The 12,795-nt window shown below is 70.8% G+C and carries 10 protein-coding genes; 6 read left to right on the plus strand and 4 right to left on the minus strand.

What is annotated here, in order from left to right; translation table 11 throughout:
- Positions 1-72 precede the first annotated feature (72 nt).
- From ACBR40_RS00485 to ACBR40_RS00500, 4 genes are all read left to right on the plus strand, one after another.
- Complete coding sequence (locus ACBR40_RS00485) at positions 73-1,671, plus strand: ABC-F family ATP-binding cassette domain-containing protein (protein ID WP_344215703.1); 1,599 nt, start codon at positions 73-75, stop codon at positions 1,669-1,671.
- Positions 1,672-1,784: 113 nt separating this feature from the next.
- Positions 1,785-2,000 carry a helix-turn-helix domain-containing protein gene (locus ACBR40_RS00490; protein ID WP_020547488.1) on the plus strand — a complete coding sequence of 72 codons (216 nt, stop codon included), beginning with the start codon at positions 1,785-1,787 and terminating at the stop codon, positions 1,998-2,000.
- A 125-nt stretch (positions 2,001-2,125) separates the two neighbouring features.
- Positions 2,126-2,962, plus strand: a complete 837-nt coding sequence (locus tag ACBR40_RS00495; RefSeq protein ID WP_371246967.1) for an enoyl-CoA hydratase/isomerase family protein — start codon at positions 2,126-2,128, stop codon at positions 2,960-2,962.
- A 128-nt stretch (positions 2,963-3,090) separates the two neighbouring features.
- Entirely contained in the window at positions 3,091-4,977 is a 1,887-nt protein-coding gene (locus ACBR40_RS00500) for an ABC transporter ATP-binding protein (protein WP_371246968.1), read from the plus strand.
- Here ACBR40_RS00500 and ACBR40_RS00505 read toward each other — a convergent pair.
- Positions 4,949-5,830 (minus strand): sulfotransferase, encoded by an 882-nt coding sequence (locus tag ACBR40_RS00505; protein ID WP_344215698.1) that lies wholly within the window; start codon positions 5,828-5,830, stop codon positions 4,949-4,951. The two genes, ACBR40_RS00500 and ACBR40_RS00505, sit on opposite strands and share 29 nt — an antisense overlap.
- Before the next feature lie 76 nt (positions 5,831-5,906).
- On the opposite strand from ACBR40_RS00505, the gene ACBR40_RS00510 reads away from it, so the two are divergent.
- Together ACBR40_RS00510 and ACBR40_RS00515 are read left to right on the plus strand one after the other, a co-directional pair.
- Complete coding sequence (locus tag ACBR40_RS00510) at positions 5,907-6,815, plus strand: LD-carboxypeptidase (RefSeq protein ID WP_371246969.1); 909 nt, start codon at positions 5,907-5,909, stop codon at positions 6,813-6,815.
- A gap of 33 nt (positions 6,816-6,848) precedes the next feature.
- A complete protein-coding gene (locus tag ACBR40_RS00515; RefSeq protein WP_371246970.1) occupies positions 6,849-7,718 on the plus strand; it encodes a hypothetical protein in 870 nt (289 codons plus the stop codon).
- Positions 7,719-7,722: 4 nt separating this feature from the next.
- Here the strand turns inward: ACBR40_RS00515 and ACBR40_RS00520 are convergent, their stop codons facing one another.
- The 3 genes from ACBR40_RS00520 to ACBR40_RS00530 form a co-directional block, all read right to left on the minus strand.
- Entirely contained in the window at positions 7,723-10,005 is a 2,283-nt protein-coding gene (locus ACBR40_RS00520) for an ATP-binding cassette domain-containing protein (protein WP_371246971.1), read from the minus strand.
- Between the two features lie 117 nt (positions 10,006-10,122).
- The gene (locus ACBR40_RS00525; protein WP_344215690.1) at positions 10,123-11,286 is read right to left on the minus strand and encodes a histidinol-phosphate transaminase; all 1,164 of its coding nucleotides are present in this window, start codon (positions 11,284-11,286) and stop codon (positions 10,123-10,125) included.
- A 62-nt stretch (positions 11,287-11,348) separates the two neighbouring features.
- A complete protein-coding gene (locus ACBR40_RS00530) occupies positions 11,349-12,449 on the minus strand; it encodes a PP2C family protein-serine/threonine phosphatase (RefSeq protein WP_371246972.1) in 1,101 nt (366 codons plus the stop codon).
- Positions 12,450-12,795 lie beyond the last annotated feature (346 nt).

Below are 12,795 nucleotides of genomic sequence, written 5' to 3' on the forward strand. Positions count from 1 at the left end.
ATGCACACTCCCGATTGATCAGGCGTAGCACGCCCAAACCCTCGTTTCCTAGCACGGGAGTGTTCCGCCATCATGATCATCGCCAATGATATCGAGCTGCGCGCCGGCGCGCGCCTGCTCATCGAGAAAGCGTCCTTCCGGGTCAACCCGGGCGACAAGATCGGGCTGGTCGGCCGCAACGGCGCCGGCAAGACGACCCTGACCAAGGTGCTGGCCGGCGAGGCGCTGCCGGCCGCCGGCACCGTCACCACCAGCGGCTCGGTCGGCTACCTGCCGCAGGACCCGCGCACCGGCGACCTGGAGGTGCTCGCCCGCGACCGCATCCTGTCCGCCAGGGGCCTCGACCAGGTGCTGCGCGAGCTGCGCGAGGCCGAGCTCGGCATGAGCTCGGCCGACGAGCGCACCCGTGAGCGCGCGGTGCGCCGCTACGGCCGCCTGGAGGACCAGATGCACGTGCTCGGCGGCTACGCCGCCGAGTCGGAGGCTGCCTCGATCGCCTCCAGTCTCGGGCTGCCCGACCGGGTGCTCACCCAGCCACTGAAAACGCTTTCTGGCGGTCAGCGCAGGCGCGTGGAATTGGCCCGAATTCTTTTCAGCGGAGCGGAAACTCTCCTTCTGGACGAGCCGACAAACCACCTAGATGCGGACTCAATCGGCTGGCTTCGCGATTTTTTGCGCAGCCATCAAGGTGGCTTGGTGATCATCAGCCACGACGTCGGGCTTCTTGAAGCGACGGTCAACAAGGTCCTGCACCTGGACGCCAACCGGTCCGTGATCGATCACTACAACGTCGGCTGGACCGCCTACCTCGCCCAGCGCGAGACCGACGAGAAGCGCAGGAAGCGCGAGCGCGCCAACGCCGAGAAGCAGGCGGGCGCGCTGCTGGCGCAGGCCGACAAGATGCGCGCCAAGGCCACCAAGGCCAAGGCCGCCCAGGACATGATGCGCCGGGCGCACCGCCTGCTCGCCGGCACCGAGGAGGAGCGCCAGAGCGACAAGGTGGCGCGGCTGCGCTTCCCCGACCCCAAGCCGTGCGGCCGCACCCCGCTCACGGCCCAGGGCCTGTCGAAGTCCTACGGCTCGCTCGAGGTCTTCACCGACGTGGACGTGGCCATCGACCGAGGTCACCGGGTCGTCATCCTCGGCCTCAACGGCGCGGGCAAGACCACCCTGCTGCGTCTGCTCGGCGGACTGGAGAAGCCCGACACCGGCGAGCTGCGGCCCGGCCACGGGCTCAAGGTCGGCTACTACGCCCAGGAGCACGAGACCCTCGACGCCGACCGCACGCTGCTGGAGAACATGCGCTCGGCCGGCGGCGAGTTCACCGACACCGAGCTGCGCAAGGTGCTCGGCTCGTTCCTCTTCACCGGCGACGACGTCGACAAGCCGGCCGGCGTCCTGTCCGGAGGCGAGAAGACCCGGCTGGCCCTGGCCATGCTGGTGCTCTCCAGCGCCAACGTCCTCCTTCTCGACGAGCCCACGAACAACCTCGATCCCGTCTCCCGCGAGCAGGTTCTCAACGCTCTGAGGTCGTATTCAGGAGCGATCGTCCTTGTGACCCATGACGAGGGTGCCGTTGACGCCCTGTCACCGGATAGGGTGATCTTGCTACCGGACGGAACTGAAGACGCGTGGAGCGCCGAATTTTCCGATCTTGTGGCACTTGCCTGATCTTAATTTGAGTGGGTACGGATCTTTTCCCGTGGAGTAGGTAGCCGATCCCGCTGAAATGACTGATCATGGCGGAGTAACGCTGCGGAAGTCCGGCACTACAGGAGGTACTCGTGGCCGAGACACTGAAGAAGGGCACCCGGGTCACCGGGGCCGACCGGGAGAAACTGGCCGGCGATCTCAAGAAACGCTACGCCGCGGGTGAGAGCATCCGCGCCCTGGCCGCTTCGACCGGTCGGTCCTACGGGTTCATCCACCGCATCCTGAGCGAGTCCGGTGTGACTCTGCGCGGGCGCGGCGGGGCGACTCGAGGCAAGTCCAAGCGCTGACGGCCGCCTCGGAACGTGCGACCGCAGCCGCCCGTCCCTAGTCAGCCAGCCGTCGCGCCCGAGCCAGAATCATATTCTGTAGGCTCGGGCGCGACGGACAGCACTTCGGACCGAAGGAGCGGGCGATGGCGGAAGCTCAGGCGCGACAGCGCGGGGGGCACACGGAAAGCGTCACGGAGGACGTCTCTGCCGAGCGTTTGGCGGAGAGCGGGCTCCGCTTCGAGGTGGACGGTGAGATAGCGACGATCACGCTCGACCGGCCGGACAAGCGCAACGCTCAGACGTTCGCCACCTGGTCCGCGCTGGCCGGCATCGGCGACAACCTGCCCGAGCAGGTGCGCGTCGTCGTCGTGAAAGGTGAGGGACCGTCCTTCTCGGCAGGCATCGACCTGCGGATGTTCACTCCTGAGGGGGTGCCGGGCCAGGGCTCGTTCAGCTCGGTGGCCAGGTCCGGTGACACGGATTTCGAGCACAACATCAGAAAGGCTCAAGCCGGGTTCCTGTGGCTGCGCAGGCCGGAGATCGTTTCCATCGCCGCGGTGCACGGGCACGCGATCGGCGCGGGGTTCCAGCTCGCGCTCTCCTGTGACCTGCGGATCGTCGCGGACGACGTCAAGTTCTGCATGAAGGAGCCGGCGCTCGGGCTGGTGCCCGACCTGACGGGGACCAAGCCCCTGGTCGAGCTCGTCGGCCTGGCCAAGGCGATCGACATCTGCCTGACCGCCAGGATGGTGCACGCGGAGGAGGCCGTGCGCATCGGCCTCGCCGAGCAGGTGGTCGCGCGGGACGACCTCGACCGGGCCGTGCGCGACAAGGCGGCGGAGCTGCTGTCCACCAACCGGGACGCGGCCGCCGCGACCAAGCGACTCCTCCAGGGGGCGCGGGCCCGCACCCTGGAGGAGCAGAGCGTCGCCGAAGGGCTGGAGCAGGCCGCGCGCATCAAGGCGCTCTTCGGGGGCTGATCTTCGGGGCTCATCTTTGGCGCGAAGCCCCCTTCGTCCCCTCGTGGCACAATTTCGCGCTGAGCTGAGACGGGAATCGGCGGCGCCACCTGGGCGCTGTGTCCGGCGGAGGAGAGGGGATCCCCCGGATGGCGATGATGGGAGGGGGCTTCGGCCCTCACGTGTGGAGCTCGTTGCGCCGCGACGAGTCGGTGGTCAGGCAGCGCCTGCGCCCCGGGATCGCGCGGCGCATCGCCGGTTACGCGCGCCCCTACACCAGGCAGATCGCGGCGTTCCTGCTGCTGGTGGTGGCGGGCGCGGTGATCGTGGTCGCCAACCCGCTGCTGATGAAGGCGATCATCGACGACGGCATCCTGCCCAAGCGCACCGGCGTGGTGATCTGGCTGGCCGTCGCCATCGGCGCGCTCGCGCTGGTGGACGCCGGGCTGACGCTCGTGCAGCGCTGGTTCTCCGCGCGCATCGGCGAGGGGCTGATCTACGACCTGCGCACCGAGGTGTTCGACCACGTGCAGCGCATGCCGGTCGCGTTCTTCATGCGCGCCCAGACCGGCGCCCTGGTCAGCAGGCTCAACACCGACGTGATCGGCGCGCAGCGCGCGCTCACCAGCACCCTGTCGTCGGTCGTGTCCAACGTGGTGAGCCTGGTCCTGGTGCTGGGCGCCATGCTGGCGCTGTCGTGGCAGGTGACGCTGGTGGCCCTGGTGCTGCTGCCGATCTTCGTGATCCCCGCCAAATACGTGGGCCGCCGCATGTCCGCGCTGACCCGCGAGCAGATGCAGCTCGACGCCGAGATGAGCTCGGTCACGACCGAGCGCTTCAACGTCGCCGGCGCCATGGTCGCCAAGCTGTACGGCCGCCCCGAGGACGACGCCGAGGTGTTCGGCGCGCGGGCCGCGCGGGTGCGTGACGTCGGCGTCCGCGTCGGCATGTACGGCACCGTCTTCCGCGTCGCGCTCGGCCTGGTCGCCGCGCTCGCCACGGCCCTGGTCTACGGCATCGGCGGCGTCCTGTCGGTCACCGGCTACTTCGAGCTGGGCACGCTCGTGGCCCTGGCCGCGCTGCTGATGCGCCTCTACGGCCCGCTCACCTCGCTGTCCAACGTGCACGTGGACGTCATGACCGCGCTGGTCAGCTTCGACCGCGTCTTCGAGATCCTCGACCTCAAGCCCATGGTGGCCGAGCGCCGCGACGCCGTGCCGGTGCCGGAGGGGCCGGTGACGATCGAGTTCGACGACGTGCGCTTCCGCTACCCGGCCGCCGAGGAGGTCTCGCTCGCCAGCCTGGAGTCGGTGGCCAGGCAGGACACCGGCCCGTCCCACCCGGTGCTCAAGGGCGTGTCGTTCACCGCCCGCCCCGGGCAGCTCATCGCCCTGGTCGGCCACTCGGGTGCGGGCAAGACCACGATCACCTCGCTGGTCTCGCGCCTCTACGACGTCGACGCGGGCGCCGTCCAGCTCAACGGCCTCGACGTGCGTGAGGCCACCCTCGCCTCGCTCCGCGACACCGTGGGCGTGGTGATGCAGGACCCGCATCTCTACCACGACACGATCGGGGCCAACCTGCGCTACGCCAGGCCGGAGGCCACCGACGAGGAGATCTGGGCGGCGCTGAAGGCCGCGCAGATCGGCGACCTCGTCGAGTCCCTGCCCGAGGGGCTCGACACCGTGGTGGGCGACCGCGGCTACCGGCTGTCCGGCGGCGAGAAGCAGCGGCTAGCGCTGGCCCGGCTGCTGCTCAAGGCCCCCCGCGTGGTCGTGCTCGACGAGGCGACCGCGCACCTCGACTCCGAGTCGGAGGCGGCCGTGCAGGTGGCGCTGAAGACCGCGCTGGAGGGCCGCACGTCGCTGGTGATCGCGCACCGGCTCTCCACCATCAGGGAGGCCGACGAGATCCTCGTCGTGCACGAGGGCCGGGTCGCCGAGCGCGGCCGGCACGAGGAGCTGCTGGCGCGCGGCGGGCTGTACGCCGAGCTCTACCGCACCCAGTTCAGCTCGTCAGGTAGCCCAGCCGGGTGAGCTCCTTGCGCGCCACCCGCTCCACCAGCTCCACGTCCTGGGGGCGGAGCCGGGAGCGCCAGGCACCGGCCGCGGCCTCGTGGCCGTACAACGCGACCTTCGGCACCCGCGTCTCCAGGTGCTCGGCGAGCGTGGCCGCCGCCTGCGCGGGGGCGCGCACCAGGTCCTCGTAGCGCAGGGTCAGGAGCTGAGCGGCGGGCAGGGAGCGGCGCAGCTCGGCGCTCAGCCGCACGGCGCTGCGCCAGCGCAGGGCGCACTTGCCCGCCGCGGGCATCTCCTTCCAGTGTTCGAGGTGCTCGTCCTTGCTGACGCCGAGGAAGGCGTTGGGGAACTCGGTGCCGCCGCTCAGCATCGCCGGACGGAACCACGCCAGGCAGTCGGGATCGGCGAGCATGTCGGCGGCGACGTCGCGGCCGTCGCGGACGAGCTGCACGAACCGGGCGTCGGGGAAGGCCTGGAGCAGCACCGGCGCGCTGTAGATGAGGTCGGGGCCGCCCTCGCCGAAGCGCACGATGTCGCCGGTGGCCACGCACGGCCCCGCGCCGGTGACGCCGCCCGCCTCGCGGCACGGCGCCGCGCACTCCCCGCACGAGCCGGGCAGCACCTGCCACGACTCGGCGAGCGCGTCCCGCAGCACCCGCACGGCCCCGGAGGTGCGGGCGATGGACGGCTTGCGGGCGAAGGCGTACAGCACGTGCGCCACGCTCGCCCGGCCCATCGTCATGTGGAAGCCGGGTGAGCGCTTGAGGGCGCGGGCCAGCAGTGCGGCGCCGGAGTGCGGTGCGCCCAGCAGGAACACCGGGCGGCGGACCTTGACGCCGTTGACGACGAGGATGTGGGGCGGAAGTCGCATACGCGACACAAGTGTGACACCGTTTGCCTGGTGAACGAGCCAACCGCGCCGCGGGCCCATGTCCAGGAGTTGATCGATGCAGCAAGCTGACCTGCGGCCCGGTGACACGGTCGCGATCGTCGCGCCCTCCGGCCCGCCCCACGCGACCCTGCTCAGGCAGGGCGTGGCGCGGCTGGAAGGGCTCGGACTGAAGGTCGTCGTGGGCGCGCACGTGCTCGACCGGCAGGAGCTCGACTACCTCGCGGGCGCGGACGCCGATCGCGCCGCCGACCTGCAGTCCGCCTGGTGCGACCCGGCGGTCAAGGCGGTGTTCTGCTGCCGGGGCGGCTACGGCGCGGGGCGGCTGCTCGGCCTGCTCGACTGGGACGCCATGCGCGCCGCCGGGCCCAAGGTGCTGCTCGGCTCCAGCGACATCACGGCGCTGCACAACGCCTTCGCGATCGAGCTGGGCGTGTCCACCCTGCACGGCCCGATGCCGGCCTGCGAGCTGCTGGGCGGGGAGAACGGTCCCGAGCCGCTCACCTGGGCGAGCCTCCAGGCGGCCCTGTCGGGCGCGCAGGAGAGCGTGTACGGCGATCGGGTGCTGGTGCCCGGCCGGGCCGAGGGCGAGCTGTCAGGGGGCAACCTGTCGCTGCTGGCGTCCATGTGCGGCACCCGGTGGCAGCCGTCGTTCGAGGGGCGTCTCGCCTTCCTGGAGGACGTGGGGGAGGAGCCGTACCGGATCGACCGGATGCTCACCCAGTTGCTGCAGGCCGGGGCGTTCGACGGGGTGCGCGGGATCGCGCTCGGGTCGTGGGTGGAGTGCGGCGATCCCTACCCGGTGCTGCGGGACCGGCTGGCGCCGCTCGGCGTGCCCGTCCTGGCCGGGCTTCCGGCGGGTCACGGGTCGCCGCAAATGAGCCTCTGGCTGGGAAGACTTGGAGTTATCGATACCGAATCGTGCTCCCTGTCTGGTCCGGAGCGCGATGGGGAGCAGGCAACCTAGGAGGGACGAATCCGGAAGAAAGGGACAGCGCGCGTGAGCTTTTTCAAGCGAGAGCGAGAGCCCGCGCGCCGGCCCGACGCGGACGCCGACCTCGACTCGCTGCTCGCGCTGGTCGCCGAGTCCCGCGGCTTCACCTGCGAGTTCGCCGCCGACGGCGGCTCGCTCACGCTGCACGGCGAGCCCACCCTGACCGTCCGGCTCACCGGGCTGCGCCGCGAGGCGGGACGGCGGGCCAGGGAAGACTGGCCCGTGCTGGTCAGCGAGCACCTGGCCCACGCCGTGGCCACCGCGGGAGAGCCCGCGGACCTGTGCGACCTGGAGCAGGCCGCCCCGCTGCTGCGCACCCGCGTGGAGTCGGTGGACGAGCTGGCCGACCCGGCCAGGATCGTCGGCCGCCACCTCAACGCCGACCTGGTGGAGCTGCTGACCGCCCACGGCCGCCCGGTGCGGCCCGAGGAGGCCGGGTGCTGGCCCGTGCCCACGGCGCAGGCGCTCGACCTGGCCGTGGCGAACGTGCGCCGCGAGGAGCGGCTGCCGGTGGAGTCCATCGAGCTGTCCGGCACGCCGGTGCTCCGGCTCACCGGGACGGCGCCGTCGGCGGCCACTCACCTGCGGTGGCTGGCCGACTACCTGCCGGTGCCGGCGGACGGCGTGCTGGTGGTGCTGCCGGATCCGTACACGCTGCTCGTGCACCCGGTGGACGGGATCGGCGTGGTGCGCGCCATCGAGCGGCTGCGCGTGCACGCCGCCCGCACCGGCGGGCTGAGCCCGCAGGTGCACTGGTGGCACGGCGGGCGGCTGACCCTCATCAAGGCCGACATCGTCATGAGGGGCGGCCAGACCCGCCTGGTGGTGGCCCCGCCGCCGGAGTTCGCGCGGGTCCTCGCCCGGCTGGCGGTCTGAAGGCTCAGCCGGTCACGTACTGCCGCAGGTGGGTGGCGGTGAGCGTGTCGCCGTGCGCGACCAGCTCGGCCGGGGTGCCGGTGAAGACCACCCGGCCTCCGTCGTGACCCGCGCCGGGACCGAGGTCGATGATCCGGTCGGCGTGCGCCATCACGGCCTGGTGGTGCTCGATGACGATCACCGAGTTGCCGTCGTCGACCAGCCGGTCCAGCAGCCCGAGCAACTGGTCCACGTCGGCCAGGTGCAGGCCGGTCGTGGGCTCGTCCAGCACGTACGTCGTCCCGCCCCGCGCCATGTGGATGGCCAGCTTGAGCCGCTGCCGCTCGCCGCCGGACAGCGTGGTCAGCGGCTGCCCCAGCCCGAGGTAGCCGAGGCCCACGGCGGACATCCGCTCCAGGATGCCCTTGGCCTGCCCGGTGGTGAAGAACCCGGCGGCCTCGGCCACGGACATGCCGAGCACGTCGCTGATGTTCTTGCCGCGCAGCGTGTACGTCAGCACCTCCGGCGTGAAGCGCCGCCCCTCGCACTTCTCGCACACCGACGCGACCTCGGCCATCATCTGCAGGTCGGTGTAGATGAGGCCGATGCCCTTGCACGCCGGGCAGGCGCCCTCGGAGTTGGCGCTGAACAGGCCGGGCTTGACCCCGTTGGCCTTGGCGAAGGCGGCCCTGATCGGGTCGAGCAGGCCGGTGTAGGTGGCCGGGTTGCTGCGGCGCGAGCCGCGGATCGGCGACTGGTCGGCCACGACCACGCCCTCGCGGCCGGCGATGTAGCCGTGGATGAGCGAGCTCTTGCCCGACCCGGCCACCCCGGTGACCACGGTCAGCACGCCGAGCGGCACGTCCACCGTGACGTCGCGCAGGTTGTGCAGATTCGCGCCCTCGATCCGCAGATGGCCCGAGGGCGTGCGGGGCCGCTCGCGCAGCCGGGCCCGGTGGCCGAGGTAGCGGCCGGTGAGCGTGCCGGAGGCGCGCAGCCCGTCGAGGTCGCCCGCGTAGCAGACCTGCCCGCCGCCGCTGCCCGCGGCCGGGCCGAGGTCCACCACGTGGTCGGCGATGGCGATCGTCTCCGGCTTGTGCTCGACGACCAGCACCGTGTTGCCCTTGTCGCGCAGCCGCAGCAGCAGCTCGTTCATCCGCTGGACGTCGTGCGGGTGCAGTCCGGCGGTCGGCTCGTCGAAGACGTAGGTGACGTCGGTGAGGCTGGAGTTGAGGTGGCGCACCATCTTGACCCGCTGCGCCTCGCCGCCCGACAGGGTGGCCGACTCGCGGTCCAGGCTGAGGTAGCCGAGGCCGATGCCGGTCAGCGAGTCGAGCGTGGCGAGCAGGCCGTCGAGCACCGGGCCGACGGCCTCGGCGGACAGGCCGCGGACGAACTCGGCGAGGTCGTCGACCTGCATGGCCGAGCACTCGGCGATGTTGCGCCCGGCGATCCTGGCCGAGCGGGCCGCCTCGTTGAGCCGGGAGCCGCCGCAGTCGGGGCAGGTGGTGAGCTTGAGCGCCCGGTCGGCGAAGGCGCGGGCGGCCGGCTGCATCGACTCGCGGTCCTTGCCCAGGTAGCCGCGCCGGACCCGGACGGCGAGCCCTTCGTAGGTGAAGGTGTTGGAGCCGTACTTGATCTTGGTGGGTGGTTTGTGGAGCAGGTCGTCCCACTGCTGCGGGGTGAAGTCCTTCAGCTTCACGGCGGGGTCGTAGAGGCCGGAGCCGGCCAGGACCTGCCAGAGCCAGCTGTCCACCGCGTGGCCGGGGACCTTGACGGCGCCCTCGTTCAGCGACAGCTCCCTGTCGACCAGCGCGTCCACGTCGATCTCCATGGTCTTGCCGAGGCCCTCGCAGGCCGGGCACATGCCCTCGGCCAGGTTGAAGCTGAAGGCGGAGGCGGAGCCGACGTGGGGGACGCCGACGCGGCTGAAGATGATGCGCAGCATGGTGTGCGCGTCGGTGGCGGTGCCCACGGTGGAGCGGGCGTTGGCGCCCATGCGCTCCTGGTCGACGATGATGGCGGCGCTCAGGTTGTGCAGGGCGTCCACGTCGGGGCGGGCCTGGCTCGGCATGAAGCCCTGCACGAACGCGCTGTAGGTCTCGTCGATGAGCCGGCGCGACTCGGCGGCGATGGTGTCGAAGACGAGCGAGGACTTGCCCGAGCCGGACACCCCGGTGAAGACGGTGAGCCGGCGCTTGGGGATGTCGAGGGAGACGTCCTTGAGGTTGTTCTCCCGGGCGCCACGGACCTGGATCAGGTCGTGGCCGTCGGCGGCGGTGTGGTCGTGGCGGTGCGTGGGAACCACGGGACCCCTTTGTCGGCGAGATTGCTTAGGGCGTAAGGAGTTAGCCGGGACAGCGTACATCGTCCCGGGAGCTCCGTGTACGGCGTACAATGTACCGTACGCCATACGCCCAAGCGCTCAGGCGGACAGGGGGTTCGCGTGCCGGTGGTGCAGGCCGATCACCGGGATCTCGTGCAGGCTGCCCGAGTACAGGAACTGGGTCATGCCGATGAGCAGCCGCCGCACGTCCTCCTGGGGGCGCACCACCAGGCGCAGGAACTGGCTGGTGGTGCCGAGCTTGTTGCCGCACTCGCGGACGTAGACGCCGTGCTCGGTCAGCAGATGGTCGCGCAGCGGCACCCCGTCGTGCCCCGGCGGCAGCTTGACCAGCAGGAAGTTGCCCTGCGAGGCGTACACCGACAGCCCCGGCATGGTGCTGAGCTGCTGGAACATGGCCCGCCGGTCGCTCGACAGCCGCCGCAGGCTCTCCTGGTACTCGGCGCCGAACTGCTTCATCATGAACACCATGACCTCGGCGAAGGAGTTGAGGTTCCACTTGGGCAGCGCGTCGCGCACCCGCCCCGCCAGCGCCGGGTTGGCGACCATGTAGCCGAAGCGGACGCCGTGCAGGCCGAAGTTCTTGCCCAGGCTGCGCAGCACGATCACGTTGGGCCGCACCGCGGCCTCGGCCGCCACGCCCGGACAGGGCTCGGCGTCCACGAACTCGCCGAACGACTCGTCGATGATCACCAGGTCGAGGTCGATGAGCTCGTCCATCAGCCGGACGACCTCGTGCTTGGGCAGATAGCCGCCGTCGGGGTTGTTCGGGTTGCAGATCACCGCCACGCGCGAGCCGCGGGTGCGGACGAACGAGACGTAGTCGGCCACGTCGAGGGCGAAGTTGCGGCTCTCCAGCAGCGGGTACATGTCGACCCGCTTGCCCGTCTCCAGCGGCTGGTCGGTCCACCGGCCGAAGGTCGGGATCGGCACCGCCAGGCTCTCGCGCACCAGCAGGTGGTCGATCCAGGTGATCAGCTCCGTGGAGCCGTTGCCCATGGCGACCGTCTGGGGGTGCAGCCCCAGCGTGGCGCACAGCTCGGCGGTGATCGTGCCGGCGTCGCTCGGATAGAACTTGAGTATCGTCTCCAGATTCCTCCCGAGGTGCTCGAAGATCTCAGGCGTCGGGAAGTACGGGTTGCACGGTATGCAGAAGTCCACTGGTGCGCGCTCTCCGGCCGAGCCGCGCAGCAGTGAGAAGTACGACGGGCTGTGCGCCTGTGTACGCAGCAGGCTGAGCTCCACGACACCTCCATGGAACACCACGTGTCCGATGTGTGGAGATACGCGCTACTTGCCGCAGTGGTTCATGACGACGCGCGGGTCCTGGTCAGGGTCAGGATCGCGATGTCGTCGCGCGGGGGCGCGCCGGTGAAGCTGCGCACGTCCGCGCCGACGGTCTCGGCCAGGCGGCGGGGCGGATGCCTGGCCCACGTACGCAGCCGCGCCGCCAGCGGGTAGAACGCGCCCGCGCTGTCGCGGGCCTCGGTGACGCCGTCGGTGCACAGCAGCATGGTCGCCCCGGTGGGGAAGGCGAACCAGGCGACGGCACGCGGCCCGGGAGCCAGCCCGGCCAGGCCGAGCGGCACCGCGGGCTCGCCGAGCGCGGCCTGGTAGGCCCGCCCGTCGTGAATGATGTACGGGGCGATGTGCCCGCAGTTGACCGCCTCCACCACCGGGCCGCGGCGGATGTCCAGCACCAGGGCGGTCACCAGGCGCTCGGGCTCGCCACCACGGCCGGCGCCCAGGTTGTGCCGGGTCACCGCCGACTCCATCGCCTCCACCACCCCGATCAGGGTGGCCTCGCGGTAGGCGGCCTCGCGGAAGGCCCCGAGCACGGCGAGCGCGGTGCCGATCGCGGGCAGGCCCTTGCCCTGCACGTCGGCGATGAGCAGGCGGGTGCCGTGGGGGGAGGCGGCCACCTCGTACATGTCGCCGCCCACCATCGCGTCCTCCTCGACCGGCTGGTAGAGGCCGTCCACCAGGACGTCGCCGCTGCGCAGGGGGAGCGGGCGGACGATCTGCCGCTGGAGCGCCGCCGCGGCCGAGCGCAGCCGGTAGACCTCCTCCTCGCGGTGCACCCGGTAGCGGCAGCTGATCACGGCCGCCACGCCGAACAGCCCCGCGAACCCCGCGGCGAGCAGGTTGTCGTCCAGGTCGGCCCCGAGGTAGGCGAGCGTGCCGCCCATCACCAGCACCACCCACACGGACGCGAACGCGGTCTGGCGCACGTTGCCGAGCCCCGACACGATCGAGGGCAGGAAGACCAGGAGGGGCAGCAGGCGCACCGCCGTGCTGGTGAGCGAGTCGAGGGTGATCAGCGCCACGGTGACGCAGACGAGCACCGCCACGAACACCGGCATCGGCAGGGAGGGGCCCACGCGCCGCCGTTCACCGCCATTCGCCACGGCCGTCCCTCATTCCGCGCCGTCGTTCCTCCGTCCCGGTGGTCGTGCCCAGCTCGGCGGGTGCGGAAAACAGCGTGAGCGGTCCGGGCGCGAACAGCAGCCGCGCTATTACCCGCCATTCCTATAAGAAATTGTCCGCCGATCGCTCCGCCGTCATGAGCGGGGTTGTGCAGCCCTGATATGCCCGCGACTACGGAAAGTAAACGTCCGTGACTCGCATGAGGCGACATGTCGGTTTTGAAAGGATTTATCAGGTGCAGAGGGTTAGCCGAGTGTGACGATTTCTCGTCACGGAACGCATTGACAGAAGTAAATGATCTTGTAAATATCTGTGTTACCGCATTCC

Origin of the sequence: Nonomuraea sp. AD125B (assembly GCF_041402765.1) — a bacterium.
GTDB classification, from domain to species: domain Bacteria; phylum Actinomycetota; class Actinomycetes; order Streptosporangiales; family Streptosporangiaceae; genus Nonomuraea; species Nonomuraea bangladeshensis.

What these genes read in the sequence shown, in the direction of transcription:
- ACBR40_RS00485 (WP_344215703.1), top strand. Translation starts at nt 73, where the DNA reads ATGATCATCGCCAATGATATCGAGCTGCGCGCCGGCGCGCGCCTGCTC.
- ACBR40_RS00495 (WP_371246967.1), top strand. Translation starts at nt 2,126, where the DNA reads ATGGCGGAAGCTCAGGCGCGACAGCGCGGGGGGCACACGGAAAGCGTC.
- ACBR40_RS00500 (WP_371246968.1), top strand. Translation starts at nt 3,091, where the DNA reads ATGGCGATGATGGGAGGGGGCTTCGGCCCTCACGTGTGGAGCTCGTTG.
- ACBR40_RS00505 (WP_344215698.1), bottom strand. Translation starts at nt 5,830, where the DNA reads ATGCGACTTCCGCCCCACATCCTCGTCGTCAACGGCGTCAAGGTCCGC.
- ACBR40_RS00510 (WP_371246969.1), top strand. Translation starts at nt 5,907, where the DNA reads ATGCAGCAAGCTGACCTGCGGCCCGGTGACACGGTCGCGATCGTCGCG.